This is a genomic window from Aestuarium sp., from assembly GCF_023253315.1.
Classification (GTDB): domain Bacteria; phylum Pseudomonadota; class Alphaproteobacteria; order Rhodobacterales; family Rhodobacteraceae; genus Marivivens; species Marivivens donghaensis.
Genome location: NZ_JALRGW010000005.1, coordinates 43,135 through 63,122, shown reverse-complemented (window position 1 = coordinate 63,122; position 19,988 = coordinate 43,135). Strand labels below are relative to the sequence as shown.

Genomic DNA, 19,988 nt, shown 5'->3' with positions numbered 1-19,988 from the left:
GTATCACTGCTTTTCCCGCGAAGATTGAGTTGAGGCGCACAAGCGTCCTCAGAGTTCGGGTGCCGTTCTCTTCATCTCGCATCGGTTGGGTTTGTCGTGGCTATCGTACAGCAAATGATCATCGGAAATGACGGATACGCTTCTGACGTATTATCGTCCGAGATGTTCGGCATTAATGCGCTGTTTACCAAAGACGGAACCATTGATGGCGGTCAATACGATACGTTTGTCGACCAACTGGGCACGACCTCTTTTCGTTTTCCGGGCGGTACAGTTACCGAAAAACTTTTCGAACCAGATAATGCGACCTCGCAGCAATTCTGGTCTTTGACCGCTCCAGCCAACCTCGAAGATGATTTTGTCACCGCAAAAGAATTCGTCGCTTACGCCGCTGACAAAGGCGCGACAATCGACTGGGTTCTGCCGACTGAGCATTTCTATTCCGCGGCCACTGACGCCGCTGGCAATCATTTGCCTGACGAGGCTGCGGTTGATGGCTTGCTTGCGCACATCGATGACCTGATCCACGGGCTCTACGGCGAGGTCAAACTCGACACCGTCACCATCGGGAACGAATATTGGGTGAACAACGGCGCGCGCGAGACCCCTGCCGAATACGGCAAGATGGTCAACGTCATGGCCAAAAAGCTCGACGATCTATTTGAAGATTATCGCGAGGAAATCGGCGACCCTGACTGGGTTGCGCCTAAGATTGCGATGCAGACGGCATTGCCGTGGGACCGCGACGATATTCCTCAGATCATCGGTGAGATGGACATGGAAGCCCGTGCCGCCATCGATGTGATCGAGACTCACTACTACCCCGATGACTATGCTGAGATACACTCCAGCGGCAGCGTCTTTGATCGTCTCGACGATATTGCCTACGCAAAAGGCTTTGGCGACGTTGAATACTACGTTTCGGAATGGAACGTTCAGAACCGCGTCGGCAACGAATTCGGGATGGAGCAGGCGTCGAACATCATCGAAATGTTCGAGGACATGGCCGTCCACGGTGTCGATCAGGCGTCTGTTTGGGGCACGACCTACAAGTCGCTCTACACCCGCCTTGGCCGCATTTATAACGACGCAGACGCACCTGGTGGCACAGCAAGCGAACTGACCCCTGCAGGCGAAGTGATGCGGATGATGTCGCGCAGCCTCGTTGATACGCAGGTGATCGACGTGTCGTATCCGCAGCGGTTCTTTAGCGATATCGGCGACGATACTGCGCAGGATCAGGTGGATATCAACGCCTTTGGCAATGACGAAAAGGTCGTCATCTTCCTCGCATCGCGGTCCGCTGACGGGATCGACATCGAACTGAACGTCGGTGACCTCGTCAGCGACTACGATCACCTGTGGGTTCAGCAGCTTTCGACCATCGATAACCCGTTCTCGAGCACCTTGGACGAAGGCGATCCGCTGTCCTACCTGTCGCGCCCGTTCACCGAGACCTTTATGGGTGACGAAGTGACAGCAAGCGATGGTGACATTCATCTGTCCCTCGACGGTTATGACATCGTTAAGCTGGAATTCTCGATCGGCACTGGCGTTGATATGTGGGGCAACGATGCGAAAGTTGACCGCTACGCCGACTACTCTGACCGTCTGATCGGCACCGACCACGCTGACACTATTGCTGGCAACCTCGGCGATGACACCCTGATGGGCGAAGCTGGCCGTGACACCATTTTCGGTGGCGAAGGCAACGACACCATCGACGGTGGCGCGGGCGATGATACGCTTGTCACGGGCGAAGGTAATGACATCGTCATCACAGGTGAAGGCACAGATACCGTCATCACAGGGGCAGGCGAAAACGACGTCACCATCGAGGGCGAAGGTGCACATCTGTTCATCGACACCACGGGCGATACCGTTGTGACGGGCTTTGATGCGACTGCAGGTCATACGCTCAGCTTCATGGGCGCTTACGAAACCGTTGATGACCTAATGAACGCGGTCTCCATTCAGGACGACGACCTGATCTTCTTGCATGCTGATGGCGGCACTACTGAGCTGCTTGGCGCTGCTGGCCAGTTGGGTGACCTGACCAATTCGCTCGTCGATTTCACTGACCCCGAAGGTGTTGCTGCAACGCTCGATCGGGTTGAGAACATGCGTGGCGATACCGAATTCGCAGACTTCCTGACGACGGCATCGCCCGAGGACGTAGCGGATTACCTGTCGGGTCTTAGCGCAGACGAACTATCGGACCTCTTGGAAACCACCGACGTCAATGCGCTGCTTGAAAACATTCCAGCAGAGAACCTCCCGCTGCTGCTGAATGCTTTCGATCAGGCCGACCTTGATGCCTTCCTCGAGGACGCTGATCCGCTGTCGCTGCTCGATCACCTCGAAAATGCAGGCGATGCAGCTGACGCTATGTTGGCAGCATTCGACCCTGACATTCTCGACGACTACCTGATGCGGATCGCCGAGGCGTTCCCGCTTGATGAAAGTGTAGACCTCGAGCTTGATACCAAAGCGTTGCTGGCCGACGAATATGAAGCTAACGCGACTGTCATTCCGTCTGTCGACGAAATCATCCAAGCGATGAACCAGCCGATCGAGGAAGAAGACACCACGCCTTACAGCGGCGAAGACGTGTCCGACATGACCTTGGACGGTGGCGCTGGCTCGTGCTTTGTTGCAACCGCTGCTTATGGCGACACTTACCACCCAGATGTGAACTACCTGCGCCGTGTTCGGGATGAAATCCTCGTCCACAACAGATTCGGTCGAGCCTTTATCTGGACTTATTGGCGCGTTGGTCCGATTCTCGCAAAGATGCTGATGCCGCATCCGCATCTGCGCGGTTTCGCACGTGGTGCTCTGGCACGGGTGATCGGTTACATGCGTGATCGCGATGTCGTTGCCCGTTACAGCAAAGGCTTCCGCAGTTCCTATCACCTCTCGGGTAGGGGCTAGAAAGAGGAATACCCTCTTTCCGCGAAAATTTGGAAAACAAATTCAAAATCGGTCAAAATGCCTCTGGACACCCCCGCGCTACCTGTCTAGAACGCCGCTACCCAGCGAGGAACAGAGTTTCTTGCTAACCGGTGCCCGGGTAGCTCAGGGGTAGAGCAGTGGATTGAAAATCCTCGTGTCGGTGGTTCAAATCCGCCCCTGGGCACCATTTAAAACCCTTTCAGATAAATCGATGCGCTTTTTGTCAGAGCTGCTGTTTCTGTATTTTTCGTCGGCTCCATCGCGTTCTAACTGTTTTGGCTACTCAAAATCGCACTGCCCCCCCCATGCACGTATGGGCTGATCTGCGTTGGCTGCATTGCGGCTATGATGTGTTTGCAATTGCAGCAACCAGAGGTGCGAAAACCTGCTTATTTCGCAGTCGATTTCAGGCGGTAACACGCTTGTGCCACAGGTTTGTTACATTGCCTCTTGCGGAGAATCTGGGCGAAGCACTAATTGGGAGCTTGAAAACGCTGGCGTCCTTGATTCCGGCAAAACTATTGAGATGTAAAACGAAAATGGCCTCCTTGCGCCCGACTGTTGCGTCTGTTTCGCGTCGTGATCTCTTGGCTCTTGTTGCTGGGCTTGTTCCTGCAGCGCTCCTCGGGATGCCTGTTCCTGCCAATGCCCAAGAGGCGGATGCTGTAGAGGGGAATTCTGTTGCCGCTGTGCAGCAATTTTCGTTCGATCTATTGTCCGAACAGGTGCGGGAGCTTTCGCGTGGCGTGTATGAACCCCATCCTGTGACCGAAGGTTTCATCGACGGGTTGAATTACGACGATTATCGGAAAATCCGGTTCAACGACAAAGCGGCGCGTTGGCAGGACAGCGGGTCTGATTTCCGACTCGCAGCGTTTCACATGGGGTGGCTGTTCCCTGAACCCGTTCGCATTTTCGAAGTTGCTGACGGTGTCGCGACTGAAATGGTCTTTTCGACCGATGATTTCGAATATCTCAACGATCTAAAGGACCGCGTTCCCGATCACTATGCTTTGCCTGGTGTGGCTGGTTTCCGTTTGAATGCGCAACTCAATCGCCCCGATAAATGGGATGAAGTCGCCGCGTTCTTGGGTGCGTCCTATTTCCGCGCGTTGGGTCGCGGGTCGGCTTATGGACTGTCGGCGCGTGGTTTGGCGCTCAACACGGGCACCCAAAAGGGCGAAGAATTCCCGCGGTTCTCACGATTCTATATGGAGCGTGATCCGAACGGTGGCCCTTCTCTCTCGATTTATGCCGCGCTAGAGAGCCCGAGTGTCACGGGTGCCTATCGTTTTGTCATTGAACCGGGCGCTGAAACGCTCATGGATGTGACCTGCCGTCTGTATTTTCGTCAGGACGTGGTCGAATTGGGCATTGCGCCGATGACCTCAATGTTCTTGTTCTCGGAAAAGAACCGTGCGGGCTGGGATGACTATCGTCCAAACGTCCACGACAGCGATGGCCTGCGGATCGAACGGGCGGATGGCAATGTTATCTGGCGCCCGTTGAACAACCCGCCACGCCTGACGGGGTCGTATTTCAACGAAACCGCCCCGCGTAGTTTTGGCCTGCATCAACGCGACCGCGATTTCGCGAGCTATCAGGACGTTGGTGCGCGGTATGAACGGCGTCCGTCTTTGAACGTGGAGCCAATTGGCGACTGGGGCAAAGGCCATGTTCGGCTCGTTGAAATCCCGTCTGATCTAGAGGCGAACGACAATATCGTTGCCTATTGGATCCCCGAAGATCGCGCTGTTGCTGGCGACCATCGTGAATACTCCTATCGTTTGCGTTGGGGTGATTTGGCCCAAGACGCTGGATCGGATTTGGCTTGGGTGTTTGAAACCCGTTCGGGCCATGGCGGCATTTCTGGCGTCGAGGCCGAAAAGGGTACCCGCAAGTTCGTTATTGATTTCAAAGGTGGCCTGATGGCCGCTTTGGATGGTGAGGCAGAGATTGAGCCCGTGCTGAACGCCACAGGCGGCGAAATCTATGGCCATACCCTCGAGAAAATCAGCGGAACGGATATTTGGCGGCTGGTGATCGATGTGCGCGCGAATGCGGACGCCGTCGTAGAGCTTTCCGCCTATGTGAACGGGTTTGACCAACGTCTGACCGAAGTGTGGCTCTATCAATGGATCAACGCATAATGGATCGATCGACAGGACACTTTGCACCCTTGGAAGAGCGTTTGATGAGCGCGGCAGGCACCTTGCCCGACGCACCGATGGCGATGCCTGAACAAGACCTCTCTGCGCCGATCACAGTCTCGGTTCGGGGCTGGTTGCGGGCCTTAACGCTCTTGCCGTCGCGGGCCGGTCAATAATCGATGGCACATCCCATGGGGGCAGCCGTTCGGGTGATGATCATCCGAACCATTGTGCTGTTGGCGGCTATTCTAGCGGCCTACGGTGGGTTTTCTCTGTTCTTTGAATTTGGTGCGGCAGACGGGATCGACGTGATGGATTTCATCCGTTCGGGATTGATTTTCGCGTCTACGTTCTGGCTGGCTTGGGGTGCGTTTACCGCGATTGCGGGGTTGTTCAGCCGACCCAAACCTCCCGCGCGTCATGCCGGTTATTTCACCGAACGCACCGCCGTTGTGATCCCCGTCTATAACGAAGACCCCGTTGCCACCTACGCCCGCGTCGCGGCGATGATGGCGTCGATTGATCAAACGGGGCATGGCGATCGGTTCCACTTTGCCATTCTGTCAGACACGCGGGATGAAGCGATTGCTGCGCGAGAACGTCATTGGTTCGAGCGTCTGTTGAATGAGACCGATGGAGATGGGCGGCTGTTCTATCGCCGTCGCGTGAAAAACACAGGTCGCAAGGCGGGCAATATCGAGGACTTCATCAAACGCTCTGGGTCTGCCTACGAGTTCATGATCATCCTCGACGCGGATAGCCTGATGGAAGGCGATACCATGGTCGAGATGGTGCGCCGTATGATCGCGACGCCCGATCTGGGTCTCTTACAGACACTGCCCAATATCATCCACGCTCGGTCCCGTTTTGGCCGCGTGATGCAGTTTGCGGCAACGTTTTATTCCCCTGTCTTTGCCCGCGGCTTGGCTTTGATGCAGGGCCGCACTGGGCCGTTCTGGGGACACAATGCCATCGTGCGCACCCGCGCCTTTGCCCAATGTTGCGCTCTGCCTGAATTGGCGGGGCGTCCTCCGTTTGGCGGGCATATCTTGTCGCATGACTATGTAGAGGCCGCACTTCTGGCCCGTGGCGGGTGGGTTGTGCGGGTCGATGACGATCTGGCCGGTAGTTATGAAGAAGGCCCCGAAAACATCGTCGATTTTGCGAAACGGGATCGCCGTTGGTGCCAAGGCAACCTGCAACACAGTCGCCTTTTGCTAGCCCGTGGCCTGAAACCATGGAGCCGCTTTGTCTTTCTCCAAGGTATCCTCGCCTATATCGCGCCCGTTTTTTGGCTAGCGTTTTTGACGGCCTCCATCGCGGCTCCTTTGTTCGCGCCGCCGATTGACTACTTTCCCATCGAAAACTGGCCTTTCCCTGTTTTGCCCGTGTCGCAAGTCTCCAAGGCGCTGAGCCTCATGGTCGGTGTCGTAGGGTTGCTGTTTCTGCCCAAGGTGCTGATCGCGATCAAGGCTGGGTTCGATGGACGGGTCGTGGGCTTTGGCGGGATGCTACGGGCTGCTGCGTCGACATTGGCCGAAGTGGCGCTCTCGACCCTCACTGCACCGATCTTTTTGATGTTCCAGACCCGCTCGGTGAGCCAAGTTTTGCGTGGCGCGGACGGCGGTTGGCCCGCGCAGAGCCGTGGTGATGGAAGCCTATCGTTCGGCGATGCGTGGTCCGCGAGCTACTGGATCGTCCTCACGGGCGCCGCCGTCATTGGTGCGGCGCAGATGTTGTCGCCTGCCTTGGTGCCGTGGTTGCTGCCTGTCGCCTTGCCGATGGTGATCTCGCCCGCGCTGATCGCGTGGTTGTCACGCCCCGGTTTTCCAACTCTTTTCACCACCCCGACCGAGATCGCTGCGGCGCCGATCATGGTGTTGCAAGCCGATGTGCTTTCGCGGTGGGCACCATCCGCAAGCGCAGAGGTCGATGCCTCTGCTGATGCTATTCCTTTCGCCGAATAAGGCCCCGTTATGACCCTTGTGAAACAACGCGATCCGCGCCTCGATGTGTTCCGTGGCCTATGCCTTGTGATGATTTTCATCAACCACGTTCCCGGCAACGTGCTCGAAGCCTTTACCAACCGAAACTTCGGGTTCTCTGACGCGGCCGAAGGGTTTGTGTTCATGTCGGGTGTGGCTGCGGGCCTCGCCTATTCGCTAGATTTCAAGGACAACTCGATGCGGCTCTGGACTGGGCTCGCGCGGTTGTGGCGTCGGGCGTGGACGCTTTATCAGGTGCATATTCTTACAACCTTTGCGGCGGTTGCGGCTGCGGCCGCGGTTGCGCTGTGGATGGGGAATGGTGAGATCCTGTTCATCAACGCGATGAAGCACTTGTGGTATAACCCACTGGAAACCTCGGTCGGGTTGATCCTCATGACCCACCAGTTTGGCTATGTGAACATTCTGCCGCTTTATCTCGTGCTGCTTTTTGTCTCGCCGATTGCGTTTTACTTTGCATGGCGTGCGCCGCGGACCGTTCTACTGGTGTCCATCGCGCTGTGGTTCTCGGCGGCGATGTGGCGGATCAATTTGCCGAACTTTCCGATGCAGGGCGGCTGGTTTTTTAACCCGTTCTCATGGCAACTGATCTTTGTGGTCGGCCTGTTGACGGGGGTCTATTACAAACAGGGGAGACGATTTGTACCTGTCACATGGTGGCTCTTGGTGCCTGCGATTTTCCTTTTGATCGTTGGCGTGCTCACGGTCCAAGTCCCACCGTTCTCAAAGGTCTTTGGCCAAACGATGTGGCTCGCCAAAGAAACATTCCACCTGCCGTGGTTCATCACCGCGTTCGACAAAACATTCCTCAGCGTCCCGCGCCTCTTGCACATCTTGGCGCTGGCCTATGTGCTGTCTGCCTTTGGCGGTGTGCGTTGGCTCACAGGGACCAAGGCGATGGCGCCTTTCGCGCTCTTGGGCCGTCAGGCGCTGCCTGTGTTCGCCTTGGGATCAGTCCTGTGCATCTGGTTGCAGGGCGTTGGTCGCGTGCTGGGCGATAATGTGTGGACCGATCTGATGCTGGTCGGTGGGGGCCTCGTGGCGCAATTCGCGTTGGCGGCGGCGCGTCAGTATTGGCCGAAACCTACGACGGCATAACGCCTTCAACGATGACCAAGTCCACCTCTGCCCCCGCGTCTCGTTGGGCGACGGTGGATTGGTAGGCCTCGCCGAAATAGCAGGTCTTCGCCGCTTCGAGGGACGGGAACTCCACGACGACTGTCTGGGGCCTCGCGTTCCCTGCGCCCGTGATCTGTTCCCCTGCCAACACACGGATCACACCACCGCCCTCAGCAATTGCGGGTGCGGCGGCCTGACGGTAGGCGGCGTAGAGGTCGGGGTCAGTGACGGTGACATGCGCCACCCAATAGGCTTTGGCGGTCATTGGGTTTGCTCGATCAGTTGCAGGACGTAGGGGCCAATGGCATCGACGATGATTTCGACGCCTTGGGCATTGGGGTGAACACCATCCGCTTGGATCAGATCACGCGCAGCGGTCAGGTCGCCATCGGGATAGAGTGCGCTCAGGAAACTGGGATAGAACAGCACCCCGTGCTGCGCCGCGAGGTCGGGGTAGAGTGTGTCAAAGGCCAGTTTATAGTCTGGGCCGTAGTTGTTCGGTGCTTCCATCCCGATCAAGAGAACGGGGACGCCTGCATCCTTTGCGGCGGTCAAAATCCCGTCGATATTGGCGCGGCTCACCTCTGGGGGAATTCCTCGGAGCAGGTCGTTGCCACCTAGTGCTACAATCATCGCATCCACATCGGGCGTTAGGGTCCAGGCAACACGGCTGAGCCCGCCTGCAGTCGTATCCCCAGACACACCTGCGTTCAGCACAGACACATCCGCGCCTTGTTCAATCAACCAGCCCTCTAGCTGCGGAACAAAACCGTCCTCGGGGATCAGCCCGTAGCCTTGGGTTAGACTATCACCAAGTGCTGCAATCGTAATCGTTTCGGCCTGAACAGCGCCTGTGCCGATCACAATTGCCGCAGCGATGTTGCAGGCACGGCGAAGCGCTCCATATTTATAGGAAAGCATTGAACGGAAAGCCCTCTTTATGACCAAACCAGCGTTGTCCCTTTTAGATGTATCCCTGTCATTGATGGGCAATGCGGGACCAGTGGATATTTTGCACGACATTACGCTGGACGTGGCGCAGGGGGAAACCTTGGGGCTTGTCGGGCCAAGCGGGTCGGGCAAATCATCGCTCCTCATGTTGATGGGCGGGCTAGAGACCGCCACAGGGGGACGGATCACGGCGCTGGGCACGGATATCACCCGTATGGGCGAAGACCCTCTGGCGCGGTTCCGCAGAGATAATATGGGGGTTGTGTTCCAATCCTTCCACCTCATTCCCACAATGACCGCCCTAGAAAACGTCGCGACCCCACTGGAGTTGGCGGGTGTCAGTGATGCTTTTGAACGCGCCGAGGCGGAACTGGCGGCGGTTGGTTTGGCGTCTCGGGCCGACCATTACCCCTCGCAAATGTCGGGCGGAGAGCAGCAGCGGGTCGCACTGGCCCGAGCGTCCGTTTCGCGGCCCAAGATACTGTTGGCAGATGAACCAACGGGCAATCTGGATGAAACCAATGGCGCTGCGATTATTGACCTGTTGTTTGGGCTTCGTGATCGGCATGGGGCGACGCTTGTGATGGTGACGCACTCGAACGACCTCGCGGCGCGGTGTGATCGCGTGGTGCGCCTTCGGGATGGTCGTATCGACGGGTCCGCCGCATGAGCCTGTCATTATCATATCGGTTCGCCCGCCGTGAACTGCGCGGCGGTCTGCGGGGGTTCCGCATTTTCCTTGCGTGTCTGGCGCTGGGCGTCATGGCGATTGCCGCTGTTGGCACGGTTCGGTCCTCAATCACCGCAGGGTTAGAGCGTGAAAGCGCGGCGCTCTTGGGTGGGGACGCAGAGGTCGGACTGACCTATCGTTTCGCCTCTGACGAAGAACGCGCGTGGATGGAGAGTATCGCGGATACCGTATCAGAAACGGTCGATTTCCGATCCATGCTCGTTGTGACACGGGACACGGTTGAACGCGGTCTGACGCAGGTCATGGCCGTGGACTCGGCTTACCCCTTGATCGGTTCCGTGACGTTGGACCCTGCGATGCCACTGGATACGGCGCTTGCGGGTGTGGATGGCACGCCGGGGATCGTGGTTGAACGCGTGCTTGCCGAACGGATGGGCGTTGTTACAGGCGACACTGTCCGCCTCGGCACCCAAGATTTCGTCCTCACCGCGATCCTTGCGAAATATCCCGACAACGCGGCTGGTGGGTTTGGGCTTGGGCCGCGGTCGATTGTGTTGACGCGTGACCTCGCGAACTCTGGCCTCTTGGCGGCGGGGACATTGATGGACACGAACTACCGCCTCAAACTGCCTGAGGGATCCGACCTCGCCGCGCTGGAACAGGTGGCCCAAGAGCGTTTCCGTGACACTGGAATGCGGTGGCGCGATAGCCGTGATGGGGCGCGGGGCGTAGAACGCTTTGTCGATCGGCTTGGGTCGTTCTTGGTCTTGGTGGGTTTGTCAGGCTTGGCTGTGGGCGGGGTCGGTGTGTCGGCTGCCGTGCGGTCCTACCTGACGGGCAAGACCGAAGTCATCGCGACCCTGAAAACCCTTGGCGCTACACGTCGGGTGATCTTTCAAACCTACTTTATCCAGATCGGCATTCTGACGTTGTTCGGAGTCGGGCTGGGCATCCTTATGGGGGCTATGATTCCGCTCTTGTTCGCGCCCATGATCGCGGCGCAATTGCCCATCCCTGTTGAATTTGCCGTCTATCCCCGCCCCCTGATCGAAGCGGGCATCTACGGGCTGATCACGGCAGCGCTCTTTACCCTCTGGCCGTTGGCGCGGTCCGAGGAAGTCCGCGCGGCGACCCTGTTCCGCGATGCAAGCGACGCGGGCACGACCCTTCCTGCCGCCCGCTATATCGCGATCACGGTGCTCCTGGTTGCGCTGCTGGTTGGGTTGGCGATTTGGTTCACGGGCACCGTGCGTTTGACCATCTGGACCGCAGGCGGGATTGCCTTTGCGCTGGGATTGTTGGTTCTATCGGCCCAAGGCGTCCGTGCCTTAGCCCGTAGGTTCCGCCGTGCCGCGCGGGGGCGTCCGACCCTTCGACTGGCACTGGCCTCCATCGGTGCCAAAGGGGGAGAGGCGACGTCGGTCGTGTTATCCCTCGGCCTCGGTTTGTCGGTTCTGGCGGCGGTCGGCCAAATTGACGGCAACCTTCGTGCGGCCATTTCAGATGAATTGCCCGATGTCGCGCCCTCCTATTTCTTTGTCGACATCCAGCCCGATCAGATCGACGGATTTCGCGCGCGTTTGGACACCGATCCAGCGGTCAAAGACTATGAGGCCGCACCGATGCTGCGCGGGATCGTGACTCGCATCAACGGGGTTAAAGCAACGGATGTGGTCGATCACTGGGTCGTTCGTGGCGACCGTGGGCTAACCTATGGCGATACGCCACCCGATGGCACGACCGTGACCGAAGGCACATGGTGGCCCGAAGGTTACGATGGTCCACCGCAGGTCAGCTTTGCCGCCGAAGAAGCCGACGAGATGGGCCTCACCCTAGGGGATGAAATCACGGTCAACATCCTTGGCCGTGACATCACCGCGACCATCACCAGCTTCCGCGAAGTGGACTTTAGCAATGCGGGCATGGGCTTTGTCATGACGCTGAACCCCGCGGCCATCGCGGGTGCGCCGCATAGCTGGATCAGCACCGTCTACGCCCAACCCGAAGCTGAGGCAGCGATCCTGCGTGACCTCGCCAATAGCTATCCCAACATAACCGCGATCCGTGTGCGCGATGCCATTGATCAAGTCATGATCGTTGTCGCGGGCATCGCTGCGGCCACGCGGTATGGTGCGCTTGCTACGCTGGTCACGGGTTTCCTCGTGCTAATCGGCGCTGCGGCCTCGGGCGAACGAGCGCGAGTGTTTGAATCGGCGGTCCTAAAAACGCTCGGCGCGGATCGACGGTTGATCCTACGTAGCTTCGCGCTCCGCTCGGTCCTATTGGGATTGGCGGCCGGGATCGTCGCGTTGATCGCGGGGATCGCAGGCGGTTGGGCCGTGACGACCTTTGTGATGGAGACGAGCTTTGCGCCGATCTGGTCCAACGCCGCGCTGATCGTTCTGGGCGGTATGGGGACCACGTTGTTGGCGGGGCTGGCCTTTGCCCTGCGCCCCTTAGCTGCAAAGCCCGCACGGGTGTTGCGTGCCCGCGAATGACCCAGCGTACGGTCGGTTGAACGGGGATTAACGCGGCATTGTTATTGTGTCTGTCAACAGGGCGAATTTGCCCGCTGACAGAACGGAGTAACCATGTCGAACCCATTTCAGAACCGCACGTTGTCCCTCTCTGGTCCAGCGCGAGACATCGTGCCAGTGACGCCTGCCGATGGTGTCGAATTGGCGGACGTTGCGGTCGCGCTTTACGTCGAAACAGGCGGTGTGTTGGTCGTGAAAACTGTGGCTGACACGCTGCGCACCGTGACAGTTGGCGATAAGTCGATCCTGCCAGTGGGGATCAAGGAGGTCCACGCGACGGGGACAACGGCCACGGGCATCCACGGCTATGTGGTCTGATCATGCTGGGATTTTCCATCGCTGAATTGGGGCAGCGCCCTGCAATTGCGGGTAATGGTCCTATCGTGTTGTCGTTTCTGACCGAAAGCCTCCCCGCGGGCGTTGCGCTTTCGCGTGGGTCGTCGGGCACGCGTATCAACTCTGCCGGAGCGCTCGAGGTTGTGGGCAATGACCAACCACGTTTCGACTATGATCCCCAAACGCTCGCCCCACGGGGATTGTTGGTCGAACCCGCGTCAACCAACCTTGTCCACGGGTCAGAGCCGAACCTCACCGATTGGGCGGATCTTGTGTCTACATCGACGCCACTAGCGCTCAATGCTTTGGGGTATTTTTCTGGCATGTCGGTCGCTGGCGGTGGGGCAAAGTGGCATCGGCTGCAGGCAGATACGGACGGCTGGTCAGCGGGCCAGAACCTCCGCGTGCGTGTCTGGTATATGGCAGGGACCTCGGGCGCGATGTTCCTTTCGCTGCGGAATGTCGATGCGGGCGTCGATAGCTCGCTGTCTGGCACAGTCGGCGCCTTAGGCGTGCATAGTGCTGCTGCGGGGGCGATCACTGATATCGTCAATGCTGCGCTTGGGGGCGGGGTCTATACAGTGACTTACACCTTTACCCCGAACGCGGGCAGCACCTCTGGCAAGTTTGGCATCGGGCCGTTTAGCGCGACCGCAGGCGAAACCGTCGTCGCGCTCGGTGTTCAGGTCGAGATCGGGACAGGCACGAGCTATGTCCCAACCTCCCGCGCTGCTGAAAGTGTCACGCTCAATGGTTGGAACGGGGTGTATGACATGGTGCTGACCTACGACGGCGGTGGCGTCGAAACCCGCAACGGAGTGACGGTGGCAGCTGGCTATGACCTCGCCCCGACGGCGCGTCGTATTCAGAGTGTGACGCTTACGCCGATAGCTTGAACCTAAGGTGGCGGGTGATGAGTTGGACATAGGGAATGGCCCACGCCAACGGCCACAGTAGCCCGCCATGTCGACGCATGAACAAAAGCCAATCAGGGGGATAAAGTCCCCGAAAAGAGTTCAGGTGCGTTAGGCGATCCCGCAGGCTCAGGCTCGGATCGTCGCGCCACCGTTGCGCGGCGGGGTTGGGGTCACATTGCGCCAAATACCCCGGTGCAAGCCACACGCTACCCCCCGCATCGCGCAGCCGCATCCCGTAATCCACATCGCCCCACGCATGGAAAAACCGAGGTTCTAGGTTTCCGACCGCATCGACGGCAGCCTTGCTGACGAGGGCGCAATTGCCTGCCATAGTTGTGACTTCGCGAGGATGGTTTTGGTCAGGGCCAACGTGCTGCAATCGTAAAATCGGCCCCTTTCGCCGTTGGAAGCCACCATATGTCAGGTCGCCCGTTTGCGGATCGCAGGTCGAACCAAAAACGGCTGTTTTGTCTTTTCCCTGTTGGGCGAGCATCTGAGCGGTCTCAAGCAACCGAGGGATCGCATCACTGTTCAGATTAGTGTCATCGTTGAGCCAAAGCATGTAGTCGAACGAATGTTCCACAGCCCCTTCAAACGCCCGCCGCATTCCACCGTTCCAATAAAGGTCGCCCGTGCCATCAATGACATGCACCTGTGGAAAGGCCCCGCGCACCGCATCGCCCGTGCCGTCGGTGCTGCCATCATCGACCAGAAACACATTCAGCGTAAACGTCGTCCCAGCGCCGTCTTGTTTGAACAGTGCTTCAAGCGCGGCGAGCGTTTTGGCGCGACGGTTAAAACAGGTTAAAAGGACGGCGATGGTAGGGATCATGGTGCAACGGACCTCGTGTTGAAGGGTAAACGCGACAGAACCCCCGCCATGAGCGCGAGCCCCATCCACAAGAATCCACCCATCTTGGGTTGGAGCCACACGGGGTTAAACGCCATCACAATGACCAGCATCACGACGAGGCTGTAGCCAAACAGCGCGACCAGTCGCTCCGAGGTCATGTGTCTGAGGTGGAAGATGCTGAAAACAAAGGTAAGAACGGGCAGCGCCAGCGCGAGCATCCCCACCGTGCCGCCAAAAGCGAGAAGGTCGAGGAGGTCACTGTGGCTCGGGATGATGAGGTTTTGCCGCTGAACGGAGACGAGCGGGGAGCCACGAAACATCGCCCCAAAGACTGGCGCATCGAGGAATTCTTGCCAGCGTATCGCGTAGGTGTAGAGCCTGACTGATCGACTGCCCGACGGCAGGTGATCAACGAACATCGGAAGGCAAGTTAGAAATACGCCGACACCGATCAGTGCATAAATTATGTTTAGAAATCGCAACACGACAGAGCGGTTCGGGGTTTGGCTCACCCAATGGATCGGGATCAAAAGCAAGATGCCGATGGTGGCAAAGGCCGTTAGGAAGCCCGTGATTTTAAAGGTAAAAAACTGCCCCAAAATCAGCGTAGCCATGATGGTTACCCTTAGAATAGGGCGATCTACCAAGCCAATCGCAGCAACAATTGTCGCTAGGCCAATGAGGAAAACCTCTTCATGGAAAATATGGTTAATGCCCGACCGCTGCGTCAGAAACGGGCCGACGATTTGCCAGTAGAATAGCTGCGCCGACATCAGGAGGCCGATGACAATCACAGGCCACGTCAGTTTGCGCATGAACCAATCGAGGTCCTCAGGCACGCTCGCCATCATGCGGATCGGAATATAGCTCAGTGCAGAGAGCGCGAGGCGCAGGAAGCTGTCGGCGGTATCGCCAGTGACATAGCTCGTTGACGCGCCGCCGAGGGTGATCATGGTGATCAAAACAGCAAAGGCGATGTCTTGCCAAATGATGCCCCCGACGGGGCGGAACCCTTGGGCCAGATAGGCCGCACCGCCGAAAATCGCGATGAGTGCGGGCAGGAACTGAAACGTCAGCGGCAGGCCCAGACCGCTATCCGTCGGGTCTGCGGCCATAGCGAGCAAAAACAGAACTGAGGTATAAACCAGCCGCACCCCAAGTCCGACCGAAGGGGCGTGATCCTGTGTCAGGACGGCCTGCATCAATCGACCTCCGTCACGGGCTGGCCCGCGAACAGTCGGCACAATTGTCGCCCAATCAAGGGCAGCACGAACACCGCCCGCAATGTCCCCCAAGGCATCAATATCAGGTCCGTGCCGAGGTGCCTGAAAAGACCGTTGCAAGTCTTCAGCTCTGATTTCAGCGTGTCGATGTCATAGCCCATTACGGCCAAGCTATCCCGCCCGATCCGATCCAGATACCGCCGCGCCCACCACCGGCGCAGCGGGTTGCAATACATCGCCTTCCATCGATCATTCGCCGCGACCTGCTTCATCCCACCCGTCGGATCCCCCATGCGCCCCGAGAGCATGACGTCGGTGTTTTCGCTCAATTTCGCGCTGGCGATGCCGAGACGATCACAGACCGCAGCCGTCACCGCGTCGAGGTTCGCGGAGGCTTCTTCGTACCGCATCGTCAGCGCGGAATCGTTGGCCCGTGCAAAGTCGATGAGGCGGGGGAGCGCGATGTCCAAATCCTGTTTGAACCGAAACAGGTTCCAGCGTCCTTTGCTCCACGTCGTCATCATAGACGCAGCGATGGCCAGCGGATTGCGCCACAAGATGATCACGGGGGCATCAGGGAACAACGCGGTCACGGCCTTGGGTGCTAAGGCATAGCGTGGCGTTTTATCTAAGAAATAGATCGCCTGTTCATTGGGGCAGAGGCGGTCATAGATCACTTGCGCTGCGCTGCGCATTGCGTCATTCCAATCGTCCACCCCGTTGGGGAACGCAGCCGTGAGGTCCTCAATCGCCATGCGATAGGTGGAATATTCATAGGTTGCGACGGCTTCGTCGATCGCGGTGGGTGGGATCAGGCCCAAAAGAAACCACGGCTCTGATAGTGTCGCGATGTTCGGATGCCGCCCCAAGGCCCGCTGCAACATGGTGGACCCAGATCGCGGAAGGGAGAGCAGAAATACCGGTTTCACAGCCATCAGAACAGCTCCTTACCAAAGCGCAGGGTGGGGTATGTCTTGATCCCCATGCGGGTCGCGCAATACCAAACCGCCAGTAGGTTCTGGACGATCACCGTCACGCTTGCCCCAATGGCGACGCCCCAGAGCGGATCAATTTGTCCGAGTATGAGCGACACGCCGACACCCAAGATGCTCGCGACGACGGCAAAGATCATGGCGGCCCGCTGACCGTTGGTGACGGTCAAGACGAGCATCGGTGACCCTGTCGTGGCATTGACGGCTTGCCCGACCAAAAGGATGAGGAATGCGGGCCAAACGGCGGCAAAGGCATCCCCGAAAATGAAGCTGAGTACAGACGGGCCAGCTACTGCCAAACCGCTCATCACCGTGAGCGATATCGCCATAATCACCATCGCCGACTGGCGTAAAAGCCTTTCGAGCGGCGCCGTTTCATCGGCCTTCCGGAGGTTTGCGATCTGCGGTCCGATGGCCATGTTGACGGCCATGAGCGGCAGCGCCAGCAACCGCATGACGCGCAAGGCAGCCCCGAATAATGCGACCGTTTCCGTGTCGCCCAATTTGCCTGCGATCCACAGGTGTGCCTCTGACAGGGCCGTATTCGCGATAACGATAATCGCGAGCGGAAGGCTGGTTTTAGCCACGGGTGCAAAGTCGATCCCTCGCATTTTCGGCAGCGCCCGCAAGGCAGGGACAAGGCTGGCGAAGGACAACGGAACACAGAGCGCAGCAGCAATCGCCGTGATCCACACTATCTGCGTTAAGTCGGGGGTTTGTCCGAGGAAGAAGGCCAAAGCGCAGGCGATGAACAGCATAAGGTTGAACGAAAACACTTCGTGCAGGCCAAAGTCGGTCATACGTCCGAAGGCGCGCAGTATATGAGCAATGGCTTGGGTCGTGGCGCGTGCGATAATCCAAATAAGCAGGATCGCCATGTAGGGCACGGTCCCGTCTGACATCAGGATTAGGGGCATAAACAGGACTGCAAAGCCGCAGGTGATGCTGAACGCTATGACGAGGAACAGCCCGCTACCCCGAAGGACTGGCCATCCACGATCAGATCCCGACAGCAGCGGCACCGTACTTTGGTTAAACCCTCCGAGCGCAATCAAGGCCGCCACTTGAGCAAAGCTCGTCAAAAGAAAATACGTGCCTAGGCTCTCAATGGGCAGAACGCGCGCCAAAAGCACATTGATCCCAAAGCCGAGCACCATGGTGCTGACGCGGGCAATAGCGAGGATCACGCTGCCCTTTATGGCTGTTTTCTCAGTCGACATAGCCCGCCCGTCGCATCAGAGCAGGGGCGAGAGAGGCCTCAATCCGCGCGATTTGGCTCGCTGTCAGCCGATCCCGCCATCCATCGATCCGCCCGCCGCGAAAGGTTGGTGAGGACGGGTCAAAGACTTGGTCAACCTTTGCCCAGAGATCATCGGTCATAGGGACGTTGAGATGCGCGGCGATGGCCTGAAAACACGCCGATTGCGCGTCTGCTGTACCGCCCCCTTGGGGCCCAATGAGGTCTTCGAATTTTATGATCAGTGTGCCGTCATGCTGGCCCCAATTAAGCACGCTCTCGAACGCGTCATTCAGCGATTTGACAACCAGTCCTGGCGGATTGGCGTAACCGCCGTGTATGGTGAAATCGACGCGTTCGTCCTCTGTCAGTGTCTCGTAAAAGGGGCGCAAATAGTGGTTCCAGTTCCGCGCATCCAAGACATAGGGGATCATCGAGGCCGCTACAGCGCGAGGGTCACGCAGGATGGTGATGGCCTTCGTCTGAGTGGCGTCAAAGGCCTCTATTGCGGCGGGGCTGAATGGCATATGTGCTTTGCCAAAAGAGGTCAGCGGGCGGTTTCGGAGCCAGCTTTCGAACACGGAGCGGGGAACGAAATAGGGCGAAAAGACCCCGACGGGAACGTCCGTGGGATGCACGCTCTGATCGCGATTTCCGTAGCCGCGCAGCCGTCCCCAACGCCCCGCCGTTCGACGGTCGAGGAAAGGTGGCGGTGTGAGACCGATCTTATCCGTCGCCCGTTCGAGAACGGTTCGCCCATTTTCACGCGCCGCGCCACCCAAGACCATGAGCGCCTTTTCGAGCAGATGCGTCCCGCTCTTGGGAAGCGAATTGACCAGAACGTTCTGTGTCATGCGGCGCCCCCGATCTGTTCGAAGACCGACAGAAGGGTTTCGCGGAATCGCTCACGGCGGCGGCTGGCCCATTGGGGATCGATTTCCGTGGGGGTGGAGGTCATCGCTTCGGTCAGGGCCGCCGCAAATTCCACGCCGGTCTGAGCGGTTCGGACATGCGATGGCGCGTCATTGATCCCGCGCAAGGCCAAGGGCGTCACGACCATCGGGACGCCAACCGAAATGCCTTCGATGGTTTTGAGCTGGATGCCCGATCCTACGACCGTCGGGACGGCGAGCGCACGGCAAGCGCGCATGAACTGCCCCGCGTCGGGAACGCGCCCCAGTTTCTTCACGCGGGGATCGTTGGTTGGCAACGTCTCCGAACCACTGCCAGCAATGGCGACGGTGAGGTTGGTCGGCAGATGGGGTAAGAAGTCGGCGAGAAACCACAGGATGCCTTGGCGGTTTACGTCCCACTGCCAGCTTCCGATGAGGCCGATGTCATAGGATTTCGGCGGCGCGGGCTGGGTCAAGTCGAACGCTTGTCCGGGCAGGTCGATGACGGTGATCTTGTCGGCGGGGATGCCCAAACGGGCAAGGCCATCGCGGTCCGCGTTGGATAGGGTGACGGTGGCGCTGCATTCGGCCCCCAGAGTCGTCTCTTTGGCCATGAGTAACTGTGCCTCACGGCCATATATCGCTCGTTTTGCAGTCGAACCGTTCTGCGCGATGTCATTATAGAGTGAATGTTCCAAATTGTGCGCGATGAACAGTTTGCGGGTGGGCAGGTCGGGCAATTCCGCGACCCAACCCATATGCGCGTGGTCGATGATCAGGACGTCGGCCCCGTCACGCATCGCGTTTCGCAACGCGCGGACATATTCGGTGCTTTTGAACTTGGTCTGGGTAAAGGGCGCATGGGTGAGGAACGCCCGCGCCAGCCACCACATCCGGCGCCACCCCGCATCGGCCATCTCGATAAACCACGGCCCAGCAGAATAGACCGATGGATCGGGGGGCAGCGGGCCGCGACCCACCCGTTCATATCCAACGACCCTGACCTCGGCGCCATTGTCGCGCAGAACGTCGATGAATTCCTGCGAACAAATCTCACCGCCATTGGCCCGCTCATCGGGCAGGACGGTGGTGGCGAAAACAACGCGTAACCCTGACAGACTGGACATC

The 19,988-nt window shown here is 58.5% G+C and carries 17 protein-coding genes and 1 tRNA gene; 10 read left to right on the top strand and 8 right to left on the bottom strand.

The window, feature by feature from the left end:
• Positions 1-114: 114 nt before the first annotated feature.
• The 6 genes from AC1QQ2_RS04840 (at position 115) to AC1QQ2_RS04815 (ending at position 8,209) form a co-directional block, all read left to right on the top strand.
• Complete coding sequence (locus AC1QQ2_RS04840; RefSeq protein ID WP_479712288.1) at positions 115-2,934, top strand: calcium-binding protein; 2,820 nt, start codon at positions 115-117, stop codon at positions 2,932-2,934.
• Between the two features lie 133 nt (positions 2,935-3,067).
• A tRNA-Phe gene (locus tag AC1QQ2_RS04835) sits at positions 3,068-3,142 on the top strand.
• 352 nt (positions 3,143-3,494) lie between these two features.
• Positions 3,495-5,105 (top strand): OpgD/OpgG family glucan biosynthesis protein, encoded by a 1,611-nt coding sequence (locus AC1QQ2_RS04830; protein ID WP_479712287.1) that lies wholly within the window; start codon positions 3,495-3,497, stop codon positions 5,103-5,105.
• Positions 5,090-5,281 carry a hypothetical protein gene (locus AC1QQ2_RS04825; RefSeq protein WP_479712286.1) on the top strand — a complete coding sequence of 64 codons (192 nt, stop codon included), beginning with the start codon at positions 5,090-5,092 and terminating at the stop codon, positions 5,279-5,281. Before AC1QQ2_RS04830 ends, AC1QQ2_RS04825 begins: the two co-directional genes overlap by 16 nt.
• A 3-nt stretch (positions 5,282-5,284) precedes the next feature.
• On the top strand, positions 5,285-7,072 hold the full coding sequence (mdoH, locus tag AC1QQ2_RS04820) for a glucans biosynthesis glucosyltransferase MdoH (protein ID WP_479712285.1): 1,788 nt from the start codon (positions 5,285-5,287) through the stop codon (positions 7,070-7,072).
• A 9-nt stretch (positions 7,073-7,081) separates the two neighbouring features.
• On the top strand, positions 7,082-8,209 hold the full coding sequence (locus AC1QQ2_RS04815) for an OpgC family protein (protein ID WP_479712284.1): 1,128 nt from the start codon (positions 7,082-7,084) through the stop codon (positions 8,207-8,209).
• Here the strand turns inward: AC1QQ2_RS04815 and AC1QQ2_RS04810 are convergent.
• Positions 8,196-8,495, bottom strand: a complete 300-nt coding sequence (locus AC1QQ2_RS04810) for a DUF1330 domain-containing protein (RefSeq protein ID WP_249946967.1) — start codon at positions 8,493-8,495, stop codon at positions 8,196-8,198. The two genes, AC1QQ2_RS04815 and AC1QQ2_RS04810, sit on opposite strands and share 14 nt — an antisense overlap.
• Entirely contained in the window at positions 8,492-9,151 is a 660-nt protein-coding gene (locus AC1QQ2_RS04805) for an arylesterase (RefSeq protein WP_479712283.1), read from the bottom strand. The genes AC1QQ2_RS04810 and AC1QQ2_RS04805 overlap by 4 nt, the downstream gene beginning before the upstream one ends.
• A gap of 19 nt (positions 9,152-9,170) precedes the next feature.
• On the opposite strand from AC1QQ2_RS04805, the gene AC1QQ2_RS04800 reads away from it, so the two are divergent.
• From AC1QQ2_RS04800 to AC1QQ2_RS04785, 4 genes are all read left to right on the top strand, one after another.
• Positions 9,171-9,851 (top strand): ABC transporter ATP-binding protein, encoded by a 681-nt coding sequence (locus AC1QQ2_RS04800; protein ID WP_479712282.1) that lies wholly within the window; start codon positions 9,171-9,173, stop codon positions 9,849-9,851.
• Entirely contained in the window at positions 9,848-12,370 is a 2,523-nt protein-coding gene (locus tag AC1QQ2_RS04795; RefSeq protein WP_479712281.1) for an ABC transporter permease, read from the top strand. Before AC1QQ2_RS04800 ends, AC1QQ2_RS04795 begins: the two co-directional genes overlap by 4 nt.
• A gap of 93 nt (positions 12,371-12,463) precedes the next feature.
• The gene (locus tag AC1QQ2_RS04790) at positions 12,464-12,727 is read left to right on the top strand and encodes a spike base protein, RCAP_Rcc01079 family (RefSeq protein WP_105234280.1); all 264 of its coding nucleotides are present in this window, start codon (positions 12,464-12,466) and stop codon (positions 12,725-12,727) included.
• A gap of 2 nt (positions 12,728-12,729) precedes the next feature.
• Positions 12,730-13,641: a phage head spike fiber domain-containing protein gene (locus AC1QQ2_RS04785; protein WP_479712280.1), complete on the top strand. Its 912-nt coding sequence runs from the start codon at positions 12,730-12,732 to the stop codon at positions 13,639-13,641.
• Here AC1QQ2_RS04785 and AC1QQ2_RS04780 read toward each other — a convergent pair.
• From AC1QQ2_RS04780 to AC1QQ2_RS04755, 6 genes are read right to left on the bottom strand one after another with little or no spacing between them, the layout of a single operon-like run.
• A complete protein-coding gene (locus AC1QQ2_RS04780) occupies positions 13,625-14,494 on the bottom strand; it encodes a glycosyltransferase family 2 protein (RefSeq protein WP_479712279.1) in 870 nt (289 codons plus the stop codon). The two genes, AC1QQ2_RS04785 and AC1QQ2_RS04780, sit on opposite strands and share 17 nt — an antisense overlap.
• Entirely contained in the window at positions 14,491-15,759 is a 1,269-nt protein-coding gene (locus AC1QQ2_RS04775; protein ID WP_479712278.1) for a hypothetical protein, read from the bottom strand. The genes AC1QQ2_RS04780 and AC1QQ2_RS04775 overlap by 4 nt, the downstream gene beginning before the upstream one ends.
• Entirely contained in the window at positions 15,717-16,673 is a 957-nt protein-coding gene (locus AC1QQ2_RS04770; RefSeq protein ID WP_479712277.1) for a sulfotransferase family protein, read from the bottom strand. Before AC1QQ2_RS04770 ends, AC1QQ2_RS04775 begins: the two co-directional genes overlap by 43 nt.
• Complete coding sequence (locus AC1QQ2_RS04765; protein WP_479712276.1) at positions 16,673-17,950, bottom strand: MATE family efflux transporter; 1,278 nt, start codon at positions 17,948-17,950, stop codon at positions 16,673-16,675. Before AC1QQ2_RS04765 ends, AC1QQ2_RS04770 begins: the two co-directional genes overlap by 1 nt.
• The gene (locus tag AC1QQ2_RS04760) at positions 17,940-18,821 is read right to left on the bottom strand and encodes a sulfotransferase domain-containing protein (RefSeq protein ID WP_479712275.1); all 882 of its coding nucleotides are present in this window, start codon (positions 18,819-18,821) and stop codon (positions 17,940-17,942) included. Before AC1QQ2_RS04760 ends, AC1QQ2_RS04765 begins: the two co-directional genes overlap by 11 nt.
• Entirely contained in the window at positions 18,818-19,987 is a 1,170-nt protein-coding gene (locus AC1QQ2_RS04755) for a glycosyltransferase (protein WP_479712274.1), read from the bottom strand. The genes AC1QQ2_RS04760 and AC1QQ2_RS04755 overlap by 4 nt, the downstream gene beginning before the upstream one ends.
• Between the last annotated feature and the right edge of the window lies 1 nt (position 19,988).

What these genes read in the sequence shown, in the direction of transcription:
- AC1QQ2_RS04840 (WP_479712288.1), top strand. Translation starts at nt 115, where the DNA reads ATGATCATCGGAAATGACGGATACGCTTCTGACGTATTATCGTCCGAG.
- AC1QQ2_RS04830 (WP_479712287.1), top strand. Translation starts at nt 3,495, where the DNA reads ATGGCCTCCTTGCGCCCGACTGTTGCGTCTGTTTCGCGTCGTGATCTC.
- AC1QQ2_RS04825 (WP_479712286.1), top strand. Translation starts at nt 5,090, where the DNA reads ATGGATCAACGCATAATGGATCGATCGACAGGACACTTTGCACCCTTG.
- mdoH (WP_479712285.1), top strand. Translation starts at nt 5,285, where the DNA reads ATGGCACATCCCATGGGGGCAGCCGTTCGGGTGATGATCATCCGAACC.
- AC1QQ2_RS04815 (WP_479712284.1), top strand. Translation starts at nt 7,082, where the DNA reads ATGACCCTTGTGAAACAACGCGATCCGCGCCTCGATGTGTTCCGTGGC.
- AC1QQ2_RS04810 (WP_249946967.1), bottom strand. Translation starts at nt 8,495, where the DNA reads ATGACCGCCAAAGCCTATTGGGTGGCGCATGTCACCGTCACTGACCCC.
- AC1QQ2_RS04805 (WP_479712283.1), bottom strand. Translation starts at nt 9,151, where the DNA reads ATGCTTTCCTATAAATATGGAGCGCTTCGCCGTGCCTGCAACATCGCT.
- AC1QQ2_RS04800 (WP_479712282.1), top strand. Translation starts at nt 9,171, where the DNA reads ATGACCAAACCAGCGTTGTCCCTTTTAGATGTATCCCTGTCATTGATG.
- AC1QQ2_RS04795 (WP_479712281.1), top strand. Translation starts at nt 9,848, where the DNA reads ATGAGCCTGTCATTATCATATCGGTTCGCCCGCCGTGAACTGCGCGGC.
- AC1QQ2_RS04790 (WP_105234280.1), top strand. Translation starts at nt 12,464, where the DNA reads ATGTCGAACCCATTTCAGAACCGCACGTTGTCCCTCTCTGGTCCAGCG.
- AC1QQ2_RS04785 (WP_479712280.1), top strand. Translation starts at nt 12,730, where the DNA reads ATGCTGGGATTTTCCATCGCTGAATTGGGGCAGCGCCCTGCAATTGCG.
- AC1QQ2_RS04780 (WP_479712279.1), bottom strand. Translation starts at nt 14,494, where the DNA reads ATGATCCCTACCATCGCCGTCCTTTTAACCTGTTTTAACCGTCGCGCC.
- AC1QQ2_RS04770 (WP_479712277.1), bottom strand. Translation starts at nt 16,673, where the DNA reads ATGGCTGTGAAACCGGTATTTCTGCTCTCCCTTCCGCGATCTGGGTCC.
- AC1QQ2_RS04765 (WP_479712276.1), bottom strand. Translation starts at nt 17,950, where the DNA reads ATGTCGACTGAGAAAACAGCCATAAAGGGCAGCGTGATCCTCGCTATT.
- AC1QQ2_RS04760 (WP_479712275.1), bottom strand. Translation starts at nt 18,821, where the DNA reads ATGACACAGAACGTTCTGGTCAATTCGCTTCCCAAGAGCGGGACGCAT.
- AC1QQ2_RS04755 (WP_479712274.1), bottom strand. Translation starts at nt 19,987, where the DNA reads ATGTCCAGTCTGTCAGGGTTACGCGTTGTTTTCGCCACCACCGTCCTG.